This is a genomic window from Variovorax sp. PMC12, assembly GCF_003019815.1.
Classification (GTDB): domain Bacteria; phylum Pseudomonadota; class Gammaproteobacteria; order Burkholderiales; family Burkholderiaceae_C; genus Variovorax.
This window is the reverse complement of the sequence record NZ_CP027773.1, coordinates 892,035-913,464: the sequence shown is the minus strand read 5'-3', so window position 1 is coordinate 913,464 and position 21,430 is coordinate 892,035. Positions and strand designations below refer to the sequence as shown.

Here is a 21,430-nt window from a genome sequence, read left to right as displayed (position 1 = left end):
CAATGTTCTCCCGTGGATGTCTGTCTGTTCGATGCGAGATCAGTCCTGCACCCACGGCAGGCCGTGGAAGCGCCAGCCGTCGGAGCCGCCGCGGTGCTGCTGCGCGTCGATCTCGCCCTCGAAGCCTTCGAGCACGTTGAACACCCGCGTGAAGCCCGCCTTGGCCGCTGCTTCGGCTGCCAGCGCCGATCGCTTGCCGCTGCGGCAAAGCAGCAGCACCACGGCGTCCTTGCCGCCGTCCTTTGCCAGCTTGGCTTCCAGTTCGCGCACGAAGCGCGGATTGCGCGTGAGCGCCGTGCCCGTGGCCCAGGCGACGTGCAGGCTGTCGGGCACATGGCCGACGAACTTGCGCTCCTCGCCGGAGCGCACGTCGACCAGCACCGCCTGGCCACCGCGGACCAGTTCCCAGGCCACCGGCGGCGCCACGCCTCCGGCATAGGGCCAATTGCTTTCGGCGGCCTTGGCGCGCGCCTGTTCAAGTGCTTCGGGCAAGGCGACGAGTTCTTCTTCAACTTCCACTGGCATGCGATGAGGCTCCTGTTGTGCGGTGCATTCGCCCTGATGGCGATAACCACCACTGTAGAAGCCAGGGGCCGAAGCTCAAACAACCGAAAAGTCGGTTCTTAACAACCAGCCGTTGTATAGGCTGGTGCGCGCGATCACGGAATCATGCAGCGTCGAAAAACAAATCATGGCCTTTCACGATCAGCCCGCGCCTTCTTCAGCAGGATTTCCGCCTCGCCAGGTGGGATCCGTCCTTCGGCTTCCATTCGCTTGAGCCTGCGCTCATCAGCGCGATTCAACGCGTCCTTGAGAAGAGCCATCTTGCGTTCTCCGCACGGATGGCATTCGTAAAAACCCAGGGGACTCGCCGTAGATTTCATCTTGGAATCGAACTCTGCGGTGCTGATCCGCCCGGTGGGCTCGATTCCCATCGCGAGGATTTTTCCGTTCTTGAACGTCACAAGCGCTTGCCCTTCACAGCCCGTGGTGTCCATCTTCTCCGGATCGTAGGCTTTCCACGAAATCCTGTGCATATACCTCAGGGCATATAGAACGTCTTCCTCTGTAAGGACGACATCGTCGCAATCCAGAAAGTCCTTGTTTTCCCAAGCGCTTCGGTGTGAAGGATGCGTGACCTCCACCTTCCTGACATAGCCAATGGGGTATCGCCGGTCCGCGGCCTGCGCCGACAAAGAAATTACAGCCACAGCCAGCGCCGCAGCAGTCATGAAAAGTCTTGAGTTGGTCATGGTGCTGGTACCGAGAGATTCCAATCTGCGCCCTGTGCCTCAGTTGGATTTTTTCTGCTGACCACAGGATGACGAAAGACTTCATCCGCAGCAATTTGCATCGAATTTTGAAGCACTCTGACAAGCCACGAAAGCGATTGATTTTGAGCAGCAGTCGGCGTGTCGAATACAGCGTACTTGGCCCGCACCTTTTCGGGAGGCCACGTCAACTCTGTGGGAAGCAGCCTCACACTCGCCGGCAGCCTCGCCCTCCCAACCATCTCGATCCCGACAGCCTCCATATTGCTCGGATACCGGTCCGCAGGCGCCTTGAGCATCTCGATGCGATGCATCTCCGCCGGCCCTACCTTGGGAGGAAAGTCGGACATCTTGCACGTCGGCATCACCAGGCACCTCGCCTTCAACGGCCCCACATGATTCGTCCGCTGATAGATCGCTGCCGTCTGATAGATCGTCCCATCCTTGTCGATGAGAAAGTGCGCGCCGTTGGCACCCGGCTGCCTGTAGCTGTTCAATGAAGACGCCGAAGTATCGGCGTCCGTCTGGTGCACCACGATTCCGGTGATGGCTCCGGTTCTCTTTCCTCTCTCGATCCGGGTGCTGCGAGCGTGCCTGACTCGCGCGTGACTGATCATTCCATGCTCATCGATTTCCACACGCATGCGGTGACTCCCTGAAGATTTCCGTTTGTTTTTTCGACTCTTCGCGAGATGGAGCCGCAAGCCGGTTCAGGGCATGGACCGCGATCTCGCGGCGCATGCTATGGCGGCCCCTTCAAGGCTGATGTGTGGCTTTCAAAGATTCATCGGATTCCTGACATTCAGCACATTCGATTTCGACACGCCTGTAAACCGCCCAAAGCGATTGCAAACAATCACCCCAGAAACAAAAAAACCCGGCGCCATGACAGCGCCGGGTTGTCGCAGATGCCCGAGGGTCCGTCAGAGCTTCGCGATCGAAACCTCGGTCGACTTCACGAGCGCGACCACGTCGGAGCCCACCTTCAATTGCAGCTCGTCGACCGAGCGCGTGGTGATGACCGAAGTGACGATGCCCCAGGCGGTCTCGACATCGACCTCGGAGACGACGTCGCCGCGGATGATTTCGCGGACCTTGCCCTTGAACTGGTTGCGTACGTTGATGGCTTGAATGGACATGATGGGTTCTCTTTCGGGTTGAGGAAATTCGTTGAGGAAAAGCACGGAAAAAGATGAGATGAGGTGGCTGCCGTCAGACGATCTCGGCCACCTCTTCGAACGCCAGCCGGGGGCCGCGCTCGAAGGTGCCGGCGTGGTCGGCCACGCCGAGGTTCACCAGGAAGTTGGCCTTGTAGCGGCCATCGGGGAAGAAGGCCTTGTCGACCAGCTCCGCGTTGAAGCCCGACTGCGGCCCCGCGTCGAGGCCCAACGCGCGCGCCGCCAGGATCAGGTAGGCGCCCTGCAGGCTGCTGTTGCGGAAGGCAGTGGCTTGCGCGGCCTCGGCGCTCTTCTCGAAGAGCGGCTTGGCGTCGTAGGCCGGGAACTGCGCGGGCAGGTGCTCGTAGAAGCGCGTGTCGTGCGCCACGATCACCGTCACGCCGGCAGCCAGCGTCTGCGCGGTGTTGCCAGCAGACACCGCCGGCTTCAGCTTCGCCTTGCCCTCTTCGCTGCGCACGAACACGTAGCGCGCCGGCTGGGCGTTGAAGGCGGTCGGGCCCCACTTCACGAGGTCGTAGAGCTTGTGGATCAGCTCGTCGGTCACCGGCACCGGCTTGAACGCGTGCACGGTGCGGGCCTTGCGGAACAGCTGGTCCAGCGCGGCTTCGGGGATGGATTGCAGTGCGGTCATTTCTTCAAAAAAAAGTCTTTCAGTTCGATGCGGCGGCAAGGGCCTGGTCGAGGTCGGCGATCAGGTCGTCGATGTGCTCGATGCCGACCGACAGGCGCACGGTGTCTTCCGTCACGCCGGCCCTGGCCAGCTCTTCGGACGACAGTTGCCGGTGCGTGGTCGAGGCCGGGTGTGTGGCCAGCGAGCGCACGTCGCCGATGTTCACCAGGCGCGTGAAGAGTTTCAGCGCATCGAGGAACTTCGCGCCGCCCTCGCGGCCCGCGCCGATGCCGAAGGTCAGCACGCCGCTGGAGCGGCCGCCGAAGTACTTCTTCGCCAACAGGTAGTCGGGGTGGTCTTCGAGCGCCGCGTAGTTCACCCAGTTCACGGCCTTGCTCTGTTTCAGGTGTTGCGCCACCGCAAGTGCGTTGCTGCTGATCCGGTCCATGCGCAGCGCCAGCGTCTCGATACCCTGCAGGATCAGGAAGGCGTTGAACGGCGAGATGGCCGCGCCGGTATTGCGCAGCGGCACCACGCGCGCACGGCCGATGTACGCCGCCGGGCCCAGCGCCTCGGTGTAGACCACGCCGTGGTAACTCACGTCGGGCTCGTTCAGCCGCCTGAAGCGTTGCTTGTGCTCGGCCCACGGGAACTTGCCCGAATCGACGATGGCACCGCCGATGCTGGTGCCGTGGCCGCCCAGGTACTTGGTGAGCGAATGCACCACGATGTCGGCGCCGTGCTCGATGGGGCGGCTCAGATACGGCGACGGGACGGTGTTGTCGACGATCAGCGGCACGCCGTGGCGGTGCGCGATCTCGGCAATGGCCGCGATGTCGGTCACGTTGCCCGCCGGGTTGCCCAGCGATTCGACGAACACCGCCTTGGTCCTGTCGTCGAACAGCTTCTCGAAGCTGGACGGATCACGATGGTCCGCGAAGCGCGTGGTGATGCCGAACTGCGGCAGCGTGTGGGCGAACAGGTTGTAGGTACCGCCATACAGCGCCGTGCTGCTGATGATGTTGTCGCCCGCCTCCGCGATGGTCTGGATCGCGTAGGTCACGGCCGCCTGGCCCGAGGCCAGGGCGAGCGCGGCAATGCCGCCTTCGAGCGCCGCCACGCGCTGCTCCAGCACGTCCTGCGTCGGGTTGTTGATGCGGGTGTAGATGTTGCCCGGCACCTTCAGGTCGAACAGGTCCGCGCCGTGCTGCGCGCTGTCGAAGGCATACGCCACCGTCTGGTAGATGGGGGGCGCGACCGCGCGCGTGGTCGGTTCGGGCGAATAGCCGGCGTGCACCGACAGGGTTTCGAATTTCCAGTTCTGCGACATGCGACTACCTTTCAGGATGGGCTGATGGATGAAGAAGCTCAGATCGCCCAGCGCAATGCGTGCGCCGGTGTCGTGAGCCAGCTGGCGTCGGTGCTCTCGGGCGCGGTGTCTTCCGGCTTCTGCAGCACCCTGTCGAGGATTCGTTTCTCGATTGCGGCGAAGGCCGGGTCGCCCTGCGAGCGTGGGCGGGCCAGCGCGATGTTCTCGTCGAGCGCGATGCGGCCGTCCTCGATGAGGATCACGCGGTCGGCCAGCGCCACGGCTTCCTGCACGTCGTGCGTCACCAGCAGCGCGGTGAAGCGGTGGCGCTGCCACAGGTTCTCGATGAGCCGGTGCATCTCGATGCGCGTCAACGCATCCAGCGCGCCCAGCGGCTCGTCCAGCAGCAGCAGGCGCGGGTGGTGCACCAGCGCACGCGCCAGTGCCACGCGCTGCCGCTGGCCGCCCGACAGGCGCGCCGGCCATTCGTTCTCGCGGTCGGCCAGGCCGACCTGCGCGAGCACCTCCTTGCCGCGCGCCTTGGCATCGTTCGACAGGCCCAGCGTCACGTTGTCGAGCACGCGGCGCCACGGCAGGAGGCGCGCCTCCTGGAACATGATGCGGGTGTCGTCGTGCAGGCCGTGCACCTGCTTGCCGTCGGTGTAGAGCCCGCCGGAGGTCGGCTCCTCCAGCCCGGCGATGAGCCGCAGCAGCGTGCTCTTGCCGCAGCCGCTGCGTCCGACGATGGCGATGAACTGGCCGGGCTCGATGGCGAGCCGGGTGTTGCGCAGCACCTCGCGCGCGCCGTAGCGCTTGTGCAGGCCGCGCGCTTCCAGGCGCACGCCGCCGGGAATCGCCGGCGAGGGGGCCTGGGGTTGGATGTCTTTCAGGACGGCACTCATGGGCTTCAGGCTCCGGGTTTGAACAGCGCCACATTCAGCGCATCGATTTTTCTGGGCAGCAGCTTCTCGGCGAAGAAGGCATCGGCGATGCGCTGCTGTTCTGTCAGGCCTTCGGCCACGACCGGCCGCACCGCGTAGCTGCGGCGGGCGTTGGCCTGCTCGATGGTCGCGCCGTCCAGGCCCCACACGGGCGACAGCAGCGCCGCCGCGTCCTTCGGGTTCTGCTTGACCCATTTGCCGGTCTTTTCCAGCTCGGCGTAGACCACGCGCAGCACGTCGGGCCGCGCCTTCGCGAACTTGGTGCTGGCAAGGTAGTAGCGCTGGTAAGACGCGATGCCCGCGCCGTCGGCCAGCACGCGCACCTTCGACTGGCGCTGCGCTGCGGCCAGGAACGGGTCCCACACCACCCATGCGTCGATGGCGCCTTTCTCGAAAGCAGCACGGCCGTCGGCGGGCGTGAGGTAGGCGGGCTCGATGTCCCTGAACGACAGGCCGGCCTTGTCGAGCGCGGCGATCAGCAGGTAGTGCGCGCCGGCTGCCTTCGCGAAGCCGACCTTCCTGCCCTTGAGATCGGCCACGGTCCTGATCGGCGAGTCTTCGCGCACCACGATGGCCTGCGCGGCGGGCGACGGCGCCTCCTGCGCGATGAAAGTCAGCTCGGCGCCGGCCGCCTGTGCGAACACCGGCACTGTGTCGGCCACGTCGGCGCTGATGTCGAGGTTGTCGAGGTTCAGCGCCTCCAGCAGCGGCAGGCCGCTGGTGAACTCGTGCCAGCTCAGCGTGGCGTTGAGCGGCGCCAGTTGCTTTTCGAGCACGCCCTGTGCCTTCAGCACGGCGATCAGCGTGGAAGACTTCTGGTAGCCCAGCCGCACGGTCACGGGCCGCGCGGCCAAGCCCTGCGCGAGCACCGCGCCCGAGCCCAGCGCGGCCAGGGTCGCAATGGCCGTGCGGCGCGAGATGTCGGATGAATGCGTCGTCATGCCACTGCCCTCACTTCGCCTTGCGCTGGTAGCCGGGATGCCACCGCAGCCACCATTGCTCCAGTCCGCGCGCGAACAGGTCGGCCAGCTTGCCGAGCAGCGCGTACAGCAGGATGCCCACCAGCACGATGTCGGTCTGCAGGAACTCGCGGGCGTTCATCGTGAGGTAGCCGATGCCGGCCTGCGCCGAGATGGTTTCGGCCACGATCAGGATCACCCACATCAGCCCCAGCGAGAAGCGCAGCCCCACGAGGATGGACGACAGCGCGCCCGGCAGGATCACCTCGCGGTACAGCTGCCAGCGCGACAGGCCGTAGGTGCGGCCCATCTCGATCAGCTGCGGATCGACGTTGCGGATGCCGTGGAAGGTGTTCAGGTAGATCGGGAAGAACACCGACACAGAGATCAAAAACAGCTTGGCCGATTCGTCGATGCCGAACCACAGGATCACCAGCGGAATCAACGCCAGCGCGGGAATGTTGCGCACCATCTGGATGGTGGAGTCGAGCAGCGTCTCGGCGAACTTCACCGAACCGGTGAGCAGGCCGAGCGCCAGCCCCGCCCCGCCACCGATGGCCAGCCCCGCCAGCGCACGCCCGGCACTCACCTTCACATGCGTCCACAGCTCGCCCGACACCGTGAGGTTCCACGCGGCCTTGACCACATCGACCGGTGCCGGCAGCACGCGCGTGCTGAGCCAGCCCAGCGACGACGCGATCTGCCAGAACACGATGAGCCCCACGGGCACGAGCCACGGCACCAGCCGCTTCGCGACATTGACCGCGAAGGACTTGAGCACGCTGCCCTCGCTTTCGGCCGGCGCGACGGCCGGCAGTTCCTGAACTTGTTCCGTCATGGCATGCGGTCCTTCTAGCTTTGGGAAACGAGGCGCGAGGGGGCGTCGAGGTTGGCGACGACCTCGCCGAACGGGCCGCTGAGCGAGCCGCCCGCCAGCTGCGTCTTCGCCTTGCGCGATAGCAGCGGGAACACCAGCTCGGCGAAGCGGTACGCCTCCTCCAGGTGCGGGTAGCCCGAGAGAATGAACTTGTCGAGGCCGAGCGCCGCGTATTCCTCGATGCGCGCGGCGACGGTCTTCGCATCGCCCACCAGTGCGGTGCCTGCTCCGCCGCGCACCAGGCCCACGCCGGCCCAGAGGTTCGGCGCGATCTCCAGGTCGGCGCGCGAGCGCTTCGCGCCGCCCGCATGCAGCGCGGCCATGCGGCGCTGGCCTTCGGAGTCCATGCGCGCAAAAGCGGCCTGTGCGCGGATCACGGTCTCGTCGTCCACGCGGCTGATGAGTTCCTCCGCGGCTTTCCAGGCGGCGTCTTCGGTCTCGCGCACGATCACGTGCAGGCGAATGCCGAACTCCACCTTGCGGCCCTTGCGCTCGGCGCGCGCGCGCACGTCGGCAATCTTCTTGGCGACTTCCGCGGGCGGCTCGCCCCAGGTGAGGTAGGCATCGACCTGCTCCGCCGCAAGATCGTGCGCCGCGGCCGACGAACCGCCGAACCACACGGGCGGATACGGCTTCTGCACCGGCGGGTACAGCAGCTTGGCGCCCTTCACGCTCAGGTGCTTGCCTTCGTAGTCGAAGGACTGCCCTTCATGGCTGCGCGCGATGATCTCGCGCCAGATGCGGATGAATTCGGCCGACTGCTCGTAGCGCGCGGCATGGTCGAGATAGACACCGTCGCCCTCCAGCTCGGCCCGGTCGCCGCCCGTCACCAGGTTCACCAGCAGGCGGCCGCCCGAGAGCCGGTCGAAGGTCGCGGCCATGCGCGCGGCCAGGCTGGGCTGGTGCAGGCCCGGGCGCACCGCCACCAGGAACTTGAGCTTCCTGGTCGCGCCGATCAGGCTCGACGCGATGACCCACGGGTCTTCGCACGAACGGCCCGTGGGAATGAGCACGCCCTCGTAGCCGAGGTTGTCGGCCGCGCCGGCAATCTGCTGCAGGTAGGCCAGGTCGATGGGGCGCGCGCCTTCGCTCGTGCCCAGGTAGCGGCTGTCGCCGTGCGTGGGGAGGAACCAGAAAATCTGCATCACGCGACTCCGGCGCCGGCTGCTTCGAGCACGTTGATCTTCTTGGGGATCAGCTTCAGCGCGAAGAAGGTGTCGGCGATCTGTTGCTGCTCGGCGAGGATGGCCTTGGTGATGGCTGCGGTGCCGTAGTCCACGCGGCCCACGGAGAGATCGGCCACCGGTCTCGGCAGGCCCCAGAGCGTGGCGAGCTCGCCCGCGTAGTCGCCCTTGTTGGCTGCGCCCCAGACGTCGATCTTGTTGATCTCCTCGACCGCGATGGCCAGCACGTCGGCGTTCCTGGCCACGTAGTCGAGCGACGAGAAGTAGTACCCGCGGTTGCCCACCACGCCGGTGGCGTCAGCCAGGATGCGCGCGTCGAGCGACTTCTCGGCCGCGGCCAGGAACGGGTCCCAGATGACCCAGGCGTCGACCGAACCCTTCTCGAAGGCGGCGCGCGCGTCGGCCGGCGGCAGGTAGACCAGGTTCAGGTCGGCATACGGCAGGCCGTGCTTCTCGAACAGCTTGACGATGAAGTAGTGGACGTTCGAGCCCTTGTTGAGCGCGATCTTCTTGCCCTTCAGGTCGGCCACGGTCTTGATGGCCGAGCCCTTGGGCACGAGCACCGCCTCGGCCTTCGGACGCGGCACGGTCGCAGCCACATAGGCCAGCGGCGCGCCGGCAGCCTGCGCGAAGATGGGGGGCGCCTCGCCCACGTCGCCGAAGTCGATCGAGCCGACGTTCAATGCTTCGAGCTGCACGGGACCGGCGGTGAACTCGGTCCACTTCACGGTCACGCCCAGCGGCGCCAGACGCTTCTCGAGCGTTCCGCGGCCCTTGAGGACGCTCAGCGGCCCTTTCTGGTTGCCGATGCGGAGCTGGCGCGCGGGCGCCTGGGCCAGCGCGGCGAAAGACGGCAGCACGGCGGCGACGGCAACGCCCTGGATGAGCCGGCGGCGGGGTGTGGAAATCAATGTCATGGCAATGCCTGGATGTGGTTGAGCCGCGTGCTCACGCGGCGGCGATGAAACTCACGATCAGCGCGATGGCGCTGACGACGATGACGCTGGCAGCCAGATCGCCCAGCGCGTGCCAGAGGGAGCGCGGCGAGGCATCGAGCACGGAGTCTTCGGTGGCAACGGGGTTCATGCGTGGATTCCTTGGTGTTGCAAAACGTCGGGCAAAAGCTGTCCCGCGCCGCGCACAGGCGGTTCTCAAAAAGCGGGATCAGGGATGAGGTCGGAAGAGCCGGGCTCGCGCGGAGCCCCGGCTTCAGACGCTACATCGCACGCGCGAGAAAGGCACCGGCTCGAAGCCGTGGGTTGGCGGCAGCTTCAGGCCTTCGGTGGCAAGCACTTCGACGGCTTCGTTGAGCCGCTCGGCCAGGTCGTGGTGCACCTGGTAGGCGTTCTCGGGCGTCAGCGTGATCTGCGAATCGCTGGCGTACACGCCCGGCAGGATGTGGCGCGCCGACAGCGACTGCAGCACGGGCCGCAGGGCGTAGTCGAGCGCGAGCATGTGGTGCGGGCTGCCGCCGGTGGCCAGCGGAAGCACCGTCTTGCCCTTGAGGGCGTTCTGCGAAAGCAGATCGAGAAAGACCTTGAGCACGCCGCTGTAGGCGGCCTTGTAGACCGGCGTGGCCACCACGACCACGCGGGCCTCCGCCACCTTGGCGATCGCGTTGACGATGGCCGGATGGTTCCACTCGGCCAGCAGCAGCGCCTGCGCCGGCAGGTCGCGAATGGCGAGCCGCTCGATCCGCGCATGGCGCTGGGCCAGCCGCTCACCCACCGCTTCGAGCAAGGCGGTGGAACGGGACGGGGCCGAAGGGCTGCCGGCAATCAGGAGAACGGACACAAGAGACTTTCGTTCGGTAAAGAGGAGCGAGGAGCGCGAATGCCTGGGGGCCGCCGCGCACGGCCGCCCGAAGCGGCCGGCCCGCCCCCGGCATGGGGGTGGGCGAAGCGACACGAAGTGCGCGCAGCCTGGGGGGTTACTTCTGCTTCGGGGCGTAGATCTGGTCGAAGGAGCCGCCGTCGGCGAAGTGCTCCTTGTCCGCCTTCGCCCAACCGCCGAAGGCCTGGTCGATGGTCACCAGCGTGAGCTTGGGGAACTGCTTGTCATACTTGGCCTTGGCCTTGTCCGATGTCGGGCGGTAGAAGTTGCGCCCGGCAATGTCCTGGCCTTCGTCCGAGTACAGGTACTTCAGGTATTCCTCGGCCACGGCACGCGTGCCCTTCTTGTCGACGACCTTGTCGACCACCGCCACGCTGGGCTCGGCCAGGATGGAGATGGAAGGCACCACGATCTCGAACTTCTCGGGGCCGAATTCCTTCAGCGCCAGGAAGGCTTCGTTCTCCCAGGCCAGCAGCACGTCGCCCACGCCGCGCTGCACGAAGGTGATGGTCGCGCCGCGCGCGCCGGTGTCGAGCACCGGCACGTTCTTGAACAGGTTGCCGATGTATTCCTTGGCCTTCGCATCCCCACCGTACTTGCGCTTGGCGAATTCCCACGCGGCCAGGTAGTTCCAGCGGGCGCCGCCCGAGGTCTTGGGGTTGGGGGTGATCACCTGCACGCCGGGCTTGACCAGGTCGTCCCAGTCCTTCAGGCCCTTGGGGTTGCCCTTCTTCACCAGGAACACGATGGTCGAGGTGTACGGCGCCGAGTTGTGCGGCAGGCGCTTCTGCCAGTCTGGCTTGACGAGGCCGCCGTGCGTGACGAGCGCGTCGATGTCGCCGCCCAGGGCCAGCGTGGCCACGTCGGCGTCGATACCGTCGATGATCGAGCGGGCCTGCTTGCCCGAGCCGCCGTGCGACTGCTTGACCGTGACGTCCTGGCCGGTCTTGCCCTTCCAGTACTTGGCGAAGGCCTGGTTGTAGTCCACGTACAGCTCGCGGGTCGGGTCATAGGACACGTTCAGCAGCGTCACGGTACCCGCGCCGCCTTGGGCGAACGTCGGCAATGCCGACAGGGCCATGGCACCGGCCACGCCGGCACCCAGGGAAAGCTTGATAAAGTCGCGGCGAAGGCTCATGGTGTCTTGCTCTAAAAAGGCATATCAATGAAGCTGCGTATTCTCAATACGACATATAGAAACTGGAACGACCAAGTTTTCAGTTCTAAATAGCTAAATCAACTAAGCAACCGCTTTCCCCACCAGAGGCAACAGAAATGGCACGCATGGTTCAGTGCATCAAGCTCGGCAAAGAGGCCGAAGGGCTCGACTTCCCGCCCTATCCCGGAGAACTGGGCAAGCGCCTGTGGGAGAACGTCAGCAAGGAGGCCTGGGCCGCCTGGCTGAAGCAGCAGACGATGCTGGTCAATGAAAACCGGCTGAACCTGGCCGACCTGCGCGCCCGCCAGTACCTGGCGCGCCAGATGGAAAAGCACTTCTTCGGCGAAGGCGCCGACGTGGCGCAAGGCTACGTACCCCCGTCAAACTGACCCCCAGTCTTCGCGCACTTCGTGTCGCTTCGCCAACCCCCTTTCAGGGGGCGGCACCAGCGGCCCGGCAAAGCCGGTTCCGCGGTACCCCTGGTGAAGAGGCCCTCTGGATCGTTCCGTCATGGCTGAACCAGTGACTTGGCGCGCCGACGGCGTGCCGCGCAGCGAACGCTTCGACGACATCTATCACACCGAAACCGGCGCACTGGCGCAATCGCGCCATGTGTTCCTGGGCGGTTGCGGCCTGCCCGAGGCTTGGGCCGGACAGCCGCAATGGCTGGTTCTCGAAACCGGCTTCGGGCTTGGCCTCAATTTCCTGACAACCTGGCAGGCGTGGCGCGCGGATCCCGAGCGGCCGCGCATGCTGCACTTCGTCTCTATCGAGGCGCATCCGGTCTCGTCCGGCGACCTGCTGCGCGCGGCCGGGGCCTACCCCGAGCTTGCTGCGCTGGCCGGCGAACTGGCCGCGCAATGGCACGGGCTGCTGCCCGGCTTCCACCGCCTGGCCTTCGACGATGGCCGGGTGCTGCTCACGCTGTGCATCGGCGACGTGCAGCCGATGCTGCGCGCGCAGCGCTTCGACGCCGACAGCATCTTTCTTGATGGCTTCAGCCCGCAGCAGAACCCCGGCATGTGGTCGGCGGACACGCTGAAGGCCGTGTCGCGCTTCGCACGGCAAGACACCCGCATCGCCACCTGGACCATCGCGCGGGCGATCCGCGATGCGCTGGCCCAATACGGCTTCACGGTCGAGAAACACCAGGGCCTGCCACCCAAGCGAGACTGCCTGCGCGGCGTGTTCGCACCCGCCTGGACGGTGCGCCGGCGCGAACCCGTGCCCGAGCGCATCGGGGCGCCGGGGCGCTGCGCCGTCGTCGGCGCCGGCCTGGCCGGTGCGGCGGTGGCGGCGAGCCTGGCGCGGCGCGGCTGGCGGGTCACCGTGCTCGACGCGGCCGACTGGCCAGCCTCCGGTGCGTCGGGGCTGCCCGTGGGCATGCTCGCGCCGCATGTGTCGCCGGACGACGCGCTGCTGTCGCGGCTCACGCGCGCCGGCATCCGCGTCACCTGGACGGAACTCGAGAGGCTGCTGGAAGAAGGCCGCGACTGGCGCGCCAGCGGCGTGCTCGAGCGCCGGCCTGACGGCGACGTGCGCGTGCCTGCCGGCTGGAGCGCCAGCGGCCCCAACGAGTCCTGGCCCGCGAACGACGGGCAACTGGCCACTGTCGGCCTGCCCGGCGACACCGCCGCGCTCTGGCATGGGCAGGCGGCGTGGGTGCGGCCGCACCGGCTGATCGCAGCCTGGCTGCGCCAGCCGGGCGTCGAATTCCGCGGCGGTTGCCGTGTGGCGCGGGTGGAGCGGGAGCCTGGCGGACCCTGGCAGTTGCATGACCCGGCCGGCCAGCTGCTGGCCGAGGCGGACCGCGTGGTCGTCTGCGCCGGCCATGAATCAGGCCGCTTCGCACCCGCCCTTCCGCTGCAGCCGGTGCGCGGCCAGGTCGCCTGGGGGCCCATGCCCGATGGCGCCGCGTTGCCCGCAACCCCGATCAACGGCGATGGCCACCTGATCGCCCATGTACCCAACGGCGCCGGCGCCCCGATCTGGCTGGCCGGTGCGACCTTCGACCGCGACAGCACCGACCTCGCAGCGACAGCGGCCGACGCCGATGCGAACCGCGAACGGCTGAGCCGGTTGCATCCCGCTTCCGCCGCAGCGCTGGCGCCGTCGTTCTTGAGCGGCGATGTCGAAAGCTGGGTGGGCATCCGCTGCGCCTCAGGCGACCGCCGCCCGCTGGTCGGCCCGCTCGACGGCTCCGCCACGGGCCTCTGGGCCTGCACCGCACTGGGCTCGCGCGGCCTCAGCTTCGCGGCGCTGTGCGCCGAACTGCTGGCCGCGCAGTGGCATGCCGAGCCGCTGCCACTGCCAGCCACGCTGGCCAAGGCGCTGGGCACCCGGCGCCTCTGAGGCGCGCCCGTTCGGGCAGGTCGTCAGCCGGGGCGCCGCGAAGGCGCCAGCATGTGGTCGATGCGGGTGTCGCCGTAGTTGCGCAGCACCTCGGAAATCACGACCTTGTACCCGTCGAGCCAGTTCGCCTGCGCCGCCTTCGCTTGCTGGTGCACGGGGTGGCGGATCAGCGCCTGCAGGCTGTCCAGCGAGTCCCAGTAGTAGACGTTCGACACCAGCCCGTTGCCGGGGTTCTCCCACGTCTCCTCGCCCAGGTAGCCGGGCAGCGATTTCGCCGCGGCGGCGATGGTCTGGTCGAGGCGGTGGAACTCGTCGTCGAACTGCTTCTTGGCAAAGATGAAGGTGGCGGAGTACATGGCGGAATCGAAACCTCCCGGGAAAGTCGGCAAAAGCCCGGCCCTGTGCAGGCCGAACGGGGGCCGATTCTGCGGCATGGGTACTGCAATCAACCAACCGCCCGTCATTCGAACGCGTGAGAATGCACCGCATGGCCACCCAATACGACATCAAGCACACCACCGTCTACCGCTACAACAAGCCGGTCACTTTCGGTCTGCACCGCGTGATGTTCCGCCCGCGCGACAGCCATGACCTGCGCGTGCTGGCCACCGACCTGCAGGTGAGCCCGGAGGCCTTCACCCGACTCATCCAGGACCCGCACTCCAATTCCGTCGCGCTGGTGCAGCCGATGGGCGAGGCAACCGAGCTGCGCATCGTGTGCTCGTTCACCATCGAGCATGTGCCCGCCCAGCAGGACCAGCTGGCGCTCGACCCCGCCGCCGAATTCCTGCCCTTCGCCTATACGGTGCAGGAGCGCCTGGACCTCGAGCACTACCTGCGCCCGCACCACGACGACGACACGCAGGGCACGCTGATCCGCTGGGCCCACCAGTTCCTGCACACCGACAAGCCCAACAGCACGCGCGAGGTGCTTGCGCGCATGAACGCGCACATCGGCCAGAGCCTCGAATACAAGGCGCGCGACGAAGAAGGCACCCAGACGCCGCTCGCCACCCTGGCGCTGGGCAGCGGCAGCTGCCGCGACTACGCGCTGCTGATGATGGAAGCGGCGCGTCGCCTGGGCATCGCCACGCGCTTCGTCTCCGGCTACATCTACGACGCCGCGCTCGACACCGCGGCGCAGGCCAAGGGCGATTCGATGACCGGCGCCGGCACCACGCATGCGTGGCTGCAGGCCTACCTGCCGGGCATCGGCTGGATGGCCTTCGACCCGACCAACAACCTGATGGGCAGCGGCCAGCTGATCCGCGTCGGCGTCACGCGCGATCCGGCGCAGGCGGCGCCGATCTCCGGCAGCTGGTACGGCGATGCCGAGGCCTACGAAGGCCTAGAGGCGACGGTGGTGGTCACGCGCCGCAAGAACTGAGGCGCGCCCCCGCCGATCGACGGCTGCTGTCGCGCAGGCGATAGCCGTTGCGGGAAACCCCGCAGCGCCACATTCCCCAACACCTCTACGCTGCGCCGCCGGCCAGCGAAATAGCACGATCGTTCTGAACGATCGCGGGTGCAGCGCCGCGCCGGTCATTTCTTCCCAAGAACTCACAAGAACGGAGAGAGACACCCCATGCATTCAGCACGCCTGACACTTCTTGCACTGGCAGCCAGCCTCGCGGTCGCATCCTGCGGCGGTGGAGGCGGCGGCGGCAACAGCCTCGGCTTCATTCCCGCGCCCACGCCCGCACCCGCGCCTGCCGCACCGCCGCCTCCCGCGCCGCCCCCCGCTCCCGTCGCCGAAGAAACCCGCCTGCAGGACAGCCGCAATTCGTTCGCGCCGGCGGACCCCTCGGCCACCACCTTCGCCGCGCTCGCGGCGGACGGCAGCGACACGGTCGACAACAGCACGACCAGCCGCTGGGCCGGCATGCTGGGTGGCGCCCAGTACAACGTCGAAGTGCCCGCCAACTGGAACGGCCAGCTCGTGATGTATGCGCACGGCTATGCGGGCGAAGGCAACCTGCTGCAAGCCGGCACGCCCACCATCCGCCGCTACCTGATCCAGAACGGCTACGCCTGGGCCGCCTCCAGCTACAGCAAGAACTACTACGACGTGCGCGCCGGCGTGGAAGACACCAACGCCCTCGCCCTGCAGTTCAACGCCATCGCCAAGGCCCGCGGCCGCAACCTGGCCGCGCCGTCGAAGATATTCATCACCGGCCATTCGATGGGCGGCCACATCACGGCGGCTGCCATCGAGGACGAAACCTACGCCACGGCCAACCACAAGGTGAAGTACAACGGCGCGGTGCCGATGTGCGGCGTGGTGGGCGACACGGAGCTGTTCGACTACTTTGCCGCCGCGCAGGTGACCGCGCAGGCGCTGGCAGGGAAAGCGAGCTATCCGACACCCAAATGGGCTGACATCGCGGCGCAGGTCACCCCGGCGCTCTTCTCCACCTTCTCGGCCACGGCCATCGCGCCCAACGGCACTGTCGGAAACCAGTACGCCTCGGTGCTCGAGAACCTGACCGGCGGACCGCGGCCCCTGTTCAACTTCTCCCTGCAGAACGGCCGCTCGTTCCAGGCGGTGTGGGGCGTGTTCGGCAGTGACGGCACGGTCAACGGCATCCTCAACAAGAGCACGCTGGACACCAACCGCTTCGTCTACAAGATCGACGGCGACACCACCGCATCGGACGAACTCAACGCGCTCGCTCAAAAGCTCACGGCCGCACCGGACGCAAACCGCCTGCGCACCGACGGCCTGCGCTGGATTCCCAAGGTCAACGGCGAGTTCAAGATCCCGGTGGTCACGCTGCACACGCTTGGGGACATGTACGTGCCCTTCAGCATGGAACAGATCTACAACAGGCGCGTGGCGGCCAAGGGCAACAGCCAGTGGCTGGTGCAGCGCGCCATCCGCGGCATCACCCATTGCGACTTCACCATCAAGGAGCAGGAGGAAGCCTTCGCCGCCATGATCGGCTGGGAAAAGGACAACAACGCGAAGCCCGCCGGCGACGACGTTCTGACCCCTTCCACGATCAAGGATTCGAGGTACGGCTGCAACTTCACCCGCAACGCGGTTAGCGTGGACGATGGCTCGAGCACGATCAACGTGCGCCCGCTCCTGCCGTCCTGCTCGCCACCGATCTGATCTGAGTTCAGCGCGCCCTAGTTGCGCCGTGCCGCGCGATACGCCCTGACCGCCGGCACCGCCGTGGCGGGGCTGTCGGCAAAGAGGCCGTCGATGCCTGCGTCAAGGAAGGCCTTGATCTCGCCGGCGGTGTCGCCGTATGCGGTCGGATCGGTCTTCGGCTCTTTCTTGAGGCTGTCCGGCAGGAAGTTGTTCTCCGGGCGGATCGTCCAGACATGGACAAGCAGCTTCCTGTCGTGCGCGTCCTTCACGAGCGTGGTCGGTGCGCCGAGCTTGCCGTCAGCCACCGGGATCACGCGCGCCTTGGCCACGCCGATGCCCTGCGCGTAGGTCGCGATCTCCGCCAAGCCTTCGGGTTTCACGAGATCGGCGTAGGTGCGCTTGTCGCTCAGGGCCACGAGGTCGTAGGGCGCGCCCTGCCCGTCGATGAGCTGGACGATCTTCACCGTGCTCTTCAGGCGGATGTCCTTCAGGTTGCCGGTTTCGAAGGACTGCACGAACACTGGTGCCTCGGCCTTGTTCAGGTCGTGCTTCTGCAGCGTGTCGATCAGCTTCTTCTCCAGCGGCAGGCCAATCGAGCGGAAGTAGGTCGGGTGCTTGGTCTCGGGGTAGACGCCGATCACGCGGCCCTTGGCCACCGACTGCGACTTGGCGAGCTGGATCACTTCGTCGAGCGTGGGCACCTGGAACTGGTCGTTGTACGACACGTTCGCCGGGCGCAGCTTCGGAATGCGCTCACGGGCCTTGAGCTCCTTCAGCTCGGCCAGCGTGAAGTCCTCGGTGAACCAGCCGGTGACCGAGGTACCGTCGATCACCTTGGTGGTCATGCGGCTGGCGAACTTAGGCACGTCGGCCACGTTGGTGGTGGCCTCGACGAGGTTTCCGTCCTTGACGATGGCAATGGCGTTCTCGTGGCGGGCAACGAGTTCGCCGTCCTTGGTGGGCACGAGGTCAGGCTCGATGAAGTCGGCTCCGTCGTCGATGGCCTGCTGGTATGAAGCCAATGTGTGCTCGGGCCGAAGCGCCGATGCACCGCGATGCCCGATGACGAGCGGGGGTGCCGCCTCCACGGGCGCCGGGGCCGGCGCAGGCGCAGGCGCGGGAGCCGCCGGCGGAGGTGAAGCCGGCAGGAGCAGTGGCATCGGCCCCGCGTCGCCACTGCCGCCGCCACACGCCGCCATGAACGCGCAGGCACCAGCCGCCAGCACGGCCCTCGAAAAATCAAGCAATTGCATTTAAATTCCTCCCTTTTGTTCACATCGATGTAAATTGACACGTCTTTTGCCGTCAAACGGATTGGCAGAAGGCGCGCCGGATCATCGTGGGAGGAAATGTCGGTCGCGTGACATTGGCAGCGAGATGAAGGGCGCCAGGTCAGCCGCGCGCGGCCAGCTTCGCTTCGAGTTCCGCGATGCGGGCCCGGGCCTCGTCGCCTTCCGGAATATCCCGCCCGCTGTCGCGCCACGCGACGGCGCTCTTGAAGCCTTCTGCCTCTGCCTGCCGTCGAAACCACATGCCCTCCGGGTTGTGGCGCGTGATGCCGTCGAACACGGTGGCGAACATCTGGCTCTGTTCCAGCCCCATCGAATGCCAGACCTGGTTGACCACCAGCTTGTGCATCATCAGGTGCGAACGCGGCACGCCCGCGATGCGAAGGGCCAGCTTCAGCGTGGCCTGGTCGAGCCGGTCGGCGGGCACGGAGAAGTTCGCCAGGCCCCATTCGGCCGCCTGCTTTCCGTCGATGGTGTCGCCGGTGAACATGAGCTGCTTGGCGCGCATGGCGCCGAGCCGATAGGTCCACATGGCGGTGGTCGGGCAGCCCCACACGCGCGTGGGCATGTAGCCGATGCGTGCGTCGTCGGCCATGGCGAGCAGGTCGCAGCACAGCGCGATGTCGCTGCCGCCGGCCACTGCGTAGCCGTGCACCTTGGCGATGGTGGGCTTGCGGCTGCGCCAGAGAGCCATGAAGTCGTCGGTGTTGCCCTTCATGGCGGCGTAGTCCAGCATCGGGTCCCACGGCGTCTTCTCCTGCCGGCAGGGGTGGTCGCCCTGCCCTTCGCGGCCTTGGCCCTCGGCGTAGTCGCCAAGGTCGTAGCCGGCGCAGAAGGCGCGGCCCGCGCCCTCGACCACGATGACGTGCACCTCGTCGTCGGCCTCGGCCCACTCGACCGCACGGCGGATTTCCGAGGGCGTGGTCTCGCCGATGGCGTTGAGCTTTTCGGGGCGGTTCAGCACGAGGCGCGCGATGCGCGGGTGCTGCGGATCCTTGTCGATCAGGACGGTGTCGAAAACTGGCATGGTCTCTTGTCTCCTGTGTGTTGGAACGGGTCGCGCCACGCTTGTAGCATCGCCCCCCACCACAGGCAAACCGCCGATCAGGCCCCTGCCGCGCTCCCCGCACCGCCCAGCTGGAAGCGGAACACGGCCCCCTTGTCGGGCTGCTGCACCAGCCGGATGTCGCTGTCGTGCAGTTGCAGGATGCGCTTGACGATCACCAGGCCCAGCCCGCCGCTGCTGGCGCTGTCGGTGCGCGAGCCGCTCATGAACACCGGGCGCATGAAGAGCGACTTCTGCAGCTCGCCCGGAATGCCCGGGCCCGTGTCGCTCACCTGCACCGTCACGCCGGCGTTCTCCGGGCGCAGCTGCACCACGATCTCGCCGCCCGCCGGCGTGTGGCGGATGGCGTTGTCGAGCAGGTTGGTCAGCACCCGCTCGATCATTCCCAGGTCGGCAGACACCACCGGCAGGCCCGGCGCGATGTCGGGCTTCAGCCGCTGGTGGCGCGCCTCGGCCGCCAGTTCGAACTTCTGGAACACGTCCTGCACCAGGTCGGCCAGCGCGAAGTTTTCTTTCTCGGGCTTGACCACGCCGTACTCGAGCCGGGCCAGCTCGAACACTTCCTGCGCGAGGCGGCCGACCTTGCGGCTCTGGCCGAGCGCGATTTCCAGATAGCGCCGGCGCTCTTCCTCGCTGAGCGTGCCGGCCTTGAGCAGCAGGGTTTCGAGGTAGCCGTGCAGCGACGTGAGCGGCGTGCGCAGGTCGTGCGAGATGTTGGCGAACAGTTCGCGGCGCTGCTGGTCCTGCAGCGTGAGCTCGCGCCATTGCTCGGCGATGCGCCGCGTCATCTGCGTGAAGGCCTGGCCCAGCTGTGCGATTTCGTCGGTGCCCCGGGACAGGCGTTCCAGCGTGGGCGTCTCGCGCTCCAGCGAGGCGATGCCCTCGGTCTCGAAGCGCTTCACCGCCGCCGTCAGCTCGCGCAGCGGCCGGGTGATGAGCCGAAAGGCCGCAAGCCCCGCCAGCAGCCCGAGCAGCGCCACCAGCCCCATCGACCACAGCGTGGTGCGCAGCACGTTGTCGGTTGCCACGTTGGCGACCAGCGCATCGTGGTCCTCGCCCTGCAGCACCACGTAGACGTAGCCCGCGTCACGCCCGTCCATGCGCAGCGGCGCGGCGCTGAAAACCTTGGAAGCGGTGAGACTGCGCGGGTCGTCCCCGCCGATGGGCAGCGGCGCGCCTGCGAGCAGCTTGCGAATCGGCTCCAGCCCGACCGTGTCGCGCTTCAGGTGCCCCTGCGGCGCCGCCTGTGCCTTGATGCGGCCGTCCAGGCCCAGCAGGTAGACCTCCACGCTCGGATTGACGGCCATCAGCTTGTCGAACAGGTCTTTCACCGCCTCCTGGTTGAGTCCGCCGGGCTTCATGAGCTCGGAGTTCCCGGCGATGTGCGCCGCCAGGCCGAGCGACAGCCGCTGCACGACCTCCTGCTCGTGAATGCCGTTGGAGCGCATCTGCAGCCACGCCGAGGCGCCGCAGCACACCAGCAGCAGCACCGCGAAGACGGCAGAGAGCCGCCGCGACAGCGTGCTCCAGGCCGTCATGCCGAGTCCTCCCCGTTGGCGGCAGGCGACAGCTTGTAGCCCCGTCCCCACACCGTGAGGATGCGCCGCGGCTGCGCCGGGTCGGCCTCGACCTTGATTCGCAGCCGGTTGATGTGGGTGTTGACGGTGTGCTCGTAGCCGTCGTGCTGGTAGCCCCAGACCTGGTTGAGCAAGTCGAGCCGCGAGAACACCTTGCCGGGGTTGCGAGCGAAGAAGTACAGCAGATCGAACTCGCGCGGCGTGAGTTCGATGAGCCTGCCGTCCACCCGCACTTCGCGCGCCAACGGCTCGATGTCGAGGTTGCCCAGCGTGAGGCTGCCCGACTCCATGCGCGCGTTGCGGGCCAGCGCGTCGGTGCGCCGCAGCAGCGCCTTCACCCGCGCCACCAGCTCCAGCACCGAGAAGGGCTTGGCCAGGTAGTCGTCGGCGCCCAGTTCCAGCCCGAGGATGCGGTGCACCTCGCTGGAACGGGCGCTGATGATGATGATCGGCGTGTAGCGCGTCATGGCGCGGGCACGGCGGCAGATTTCGAGGCCGTCGATGCCGGGCAGCATCAGGTCGAGCACCAGCGCGTCCCAGTTGCCGCGCTCCAGCTCGCGCAGGCCGGCATGGCCGTCGGCGGCGTGCTCGACCGCATAGCCCTCGTCGCGCAGGTGCATGCGCAGAAGTTCGGCAATGTGGGCGTCGTCCTCGACGATCAGCACGCGCTTGGCTGTATCCATGGGGTGGCATTCTCCCGCGATACGCGGTCTGGAGTTATCACGATT

General features: G+C 66.9%; 23 protein-coding genes. 4 read left to right on the top strand and 19 right to left on the bottom strand.

The window, feature by feature from the left end; genetic code table 11:
- Window positions 1–39 precede the first annotated feature (39 nt).
- The 14 genes from C4F17_RS04245 to C4F17_RS04185 all read right to left on the bottom strand — a co-directional run bounded on the left by C4F17_RS04245 (window position 40) and on the right by C4F17_RS04185 (window position 11,300).
- A complete protein-coding gene (locus C4F17_RS04245; RefSeq protein WP_081269387.1) occupies window positions 40–525 on the bottom strand; it encodes a rhodanese-like domain-containing protein in 486 nt (161 codons plus the stop codon).
- 164 nt (window positions 526–689) lie between these two features.
- A complete protein-coding gene (locus tag C4F17_RS04240; RefSeq protein ID WP_081269386.1) occupies window positions 690–1,253 on the bottom strand; it encodes a hypothetical protein in 564 nt (187 codons plus the stop codon).
- Window positions 1,250–1,915, bottom strand: a complete 666-nt coding sequence (locus tag C4F17_RS04235) for a peptidoglycan recognition protein family protein (RefSeq protein ID WP_081269385.1) — start codon at window positions 1,913–1,915, stop codon at window positions 1,250–1,252. Before C4F17_RS04235 ends, C4F17_RS04240 begins: the two co-directional genes overlap by 4 nt.
- 279 nt (window positions 1,916–2,194) lie before the next feature.
- Window positions 2,195–2,410, bottom strand: a complete 216-nt coding sequence (locus C4F17_RS04230; RefSeq protein ID WP_007829250.1) for a TOBE domain-containing protein — start codon at window positions 2,408–2,410, stop codon at window positions 2,195–2,197.
- Window positions 2,411–2,483: 73 nt separating this feature from the next.
- Complete coding sequence (locus tag C4F17_RS04225; protein WP_081269384.1) at window positions 2,484–3,080, bottom strand: malonic semialdehyde reductase; 597 nt, start codon at window positions 3,078–3,080, stop codon at window positions 2,484–2,486.
- A gap of 19 nt (window positions 3,081–3,099) precedes the next feature.
- Window positions 3,100–4,389, bottom strand: a complete 1,290-nt coding sequence (locus tag C4F17_RS04220; protein WP_106934379.1) for an O-acetylhomoserine aminocarboxypropyltransferase/cysteine synthase family protein — start codon at window positions 4,387–4,389, stop codon at window positions 3,100–3,102.
- Between the two features lie 38 nt (window positions 4,390–4,427).
- The gene (locus tag C4F17_RS04215) at window positions 4,428–5,270 is read right to left on the bottom strand and encodes an ATP-binding cassette domain-containing protein (RefSeq protein WP_081269382.1); all 843 of its coding nucleotides are present in this window, start codon (window positions 5,268–5,270) and stop codon (window positions 4,428–4,430) included.
- Window positions 5,271–5,275: 5 nt separating this feature from the next.
- On the bottom strand, window positions 5,276–6,250 hold the full coding sequence (locus C4F17_RS04210; protein ID WP_081269381.1) for an aliphatic sulfonate ABC transporter substrate-binding protein: 975 nt from the start codon (window positions 6,248–6,250) through the stop codon (window positions 5,276–5,278).
- A 10-nt stretch (window positions 6,251–6,260) separates the two neighbouring features.
- Entirely contained in the window at window positions 6,261–7,106 is an 846-nt protein-coding gene (gene ssuC / locus C4F17_RS04205; RefSeq protein ID WP_106934378.1) for an aliphatic sulfonate ABC transporter permease SsuC, read from the bottom strand.
- A 14-nt stretch (window positions 7,107–7,120) separates the two neighbouring features.
- Window positions 7,121–8,290 carry an FMNH2-dependent alkanesulfonate monooxygenase gene (gene ssuD, locus C4F17_RS04200; RefSeq protein ID WP_106937433.1) on the bottom strand — a complete coding sequence of 390 codons (1,170 nt, stop codon included), beginning with the start codon at window positions 8,288–8,290 and terminating at the stop codon, window positions 7,121–7,123.
- Window positions 8,290–9,246 carry a sulfonate ABC transporter substrate-binding protein gene (locus C4F17_RS04195; protein ID WP_106934377.1) on the bottom strand — a complete coding sequence of 319 codons (957 nt, stop codon included), beginning with the start codon at window positions 9,244–9,246 and terminating at the stop codon, window positions 8,290–8,292. Before C4F17_RS04195 ends, ssuD begins: the two co-directional genes overlap by 1 nt.
- A gap of 31 nt (window positions 9,247–9,277) precedes the next feature.
- Window positions 9,278–9,415: a hypothetical protein gene (locus C4F17_RS33095; protein WP_172839890.1), complete on the bottom strand. Its 138-nt coding sequence runs from the start codon at window positions 9,413–9,415 to the stop codon at window positions 9,278–9,280.
- A 123-nt stretch (window positions 9,416–9,538) separates the two neighbouring features.
- Entirely contained in the window at window positions 9,539–10,123 is a 585-nt protein-coding gene (gene ssuE, locus C4F17_RS04190; protein WP_106934376.1) for an NADPH-dependent FMN reductase, read from the bottom strand.
- Between the two features lie 136 nt (window positions 10,124–10,259).
- On the bottom strand, window positions 10,260–11,300 hold the full coding sequence (locus tag C4F17_RS04185) for a sulfate ABC transporter substrate-binding protein (RefSeq protein WP_106934375.1): 1,041 nt from the start codon (window positions 11,298–11,300) through the stop codon (window positions 10,260–10,262).
- A gap of 137 nt (window positions 11,301–11,437) precedes the next feature.
- Here C4F17_RS04185 and C4F17_RS04180 point away from each other — a divergent pair, with 137 nt between their 5' ends.
- Window positions 11,438–11,710: an oxidative damage protection protein gene (locus tag C4F17_RS04180; protein ID WP_012748083.1), complete on the top strand. Its 273-nt coding sequence runs from the start codon at window positions 11,438–11,440 to the stop codon at window positions 11,708–11,710.
- A gap of 121 nt (window positions 11,711–11,831) precedes the next feature.
- The gene (gene mnmC, locus C4F17_RS04170; RefSeq protein WP_106934374.1) at window positions 11,832–13,673 is read left to right on the top strand and encodes an FAD-dependent 5-carboxymethylaminomethyl-2-thiouridine(34) oxidoreductase MnmC; all 1,842 of its coding nucleotides are present in this window, start codon (window positions 11,832–11,834) and stop codon (window positions 13,671–13,673) included.
- A gap of 23 nt (window positions 13,674–13,696) precedes the next feature.
- On the opposite strand, the gene C4F17_RS04165 is transcribed toward mnmC, so the two are convergent.
- Window positions 13,697–14,029, bottom strand: coding sequence for an antibiotic biosynthesis monooxygenase family protein (locus C4F17_RS04165; protein WP_106934373.1), 333 nt, complete (start codon window positions 14,027–14,029; stop codon window positions 13,697–13,699).
- 131 nt (window positions 14,030–14,160) lie between these two features.
- Here C4F17_RS04165 and C4F17_RS04160 point away from each other — a divergent pair, with 131 nt between their 5' ends.
- Together C4F17_RS04160 and C4F17_RS04155 are read left to right on the top strand one after the other, a co-directional pair.
- Window positions 14,161–15,060, top strand: a complete 900-nt coding sequence (locus tag C4F17_RS04160) for a transglutaminase family protein (RefSeq protein ID WP_234382551.1) — start codon at window positions 14,161–14,163, stop codon at window positions 15,058–15,060.
- A 198-nt stretch (window positions 15,061–15,258) separates the two neighbouring features.
- Window positions 15,259–16,788, top strand: coding sequence for an alpha/beta hydrolase family protein (locus C4F17_RS04155; protein WP_106934371.1), 1,530 nt, complete (start codon window positions 15,259–15,261; stop codon window positions 16,786–16,788).
- Window positions 16,789–16,805: 17 nt separating this feature from the next.
- On the opposite strand, the gene C4F17_RS04150 is transcribed toward C4F17_RS04155, so the two are convergent.
- The 4 genes from C4F17_RS04150 to C4F17_RS04135 all read right to left on the bottom strand — a co-directional run bounded on the left by C4F17_RS04150 (window position 16,806) and on the right by C4F17_RS04135 (window position 21,385).
- Entirely contained in the window at window positions 16,806–18,023 is a 1,218-nt protein-coding gene (locus C4F17_RS04150; RefSeq protein ID WP_234382548.1) for a glycerophosphodiester phosphodiesterase, read from the bottom strand.
- A gap of 139 nt (window positions 18,024–18,162) precedes the next feature.
- Window positions 18,163–19,125, bottom strand: a complete 963-nt coding sequence (locus C4F17_RS04145; protein WP_267898707.1) for a crotonase/enoyl-CoA hydratase family protein — start codon at window positions 19,123–19,125, stop codon at window positions 18,163–18,165.
- A 38-nt stretch (window positions 19,126–19,163) separates the two neighbouring features.
- On the bottom strand, window positions 19,164–20,663 hold the full coding sequence (locus tag C4F17_RS04140) for a sensor histidine kinase (RefSeq protein ID WP_106934368.1): 1,500 nt from the start codon (window positions 20,661–20,663) through the stop codon (window positions 19,164–19,166).
- A complete protein-coding gene (locus C4F17_RS04135) occupies window positions 20,660–21,385 on the bottom strand; it encodes a response regulator transcription factor (RefSeq protein WP_081266371.1) in 726 nt (241 codons plus the stop codon). Before C4F17_RS04135 ends, C4F17_RS04140 begins: the two co-directional genes overlap by 4 nt.
- Window positions 21,386–21,430: the final 45 nt, after the last annotated feature.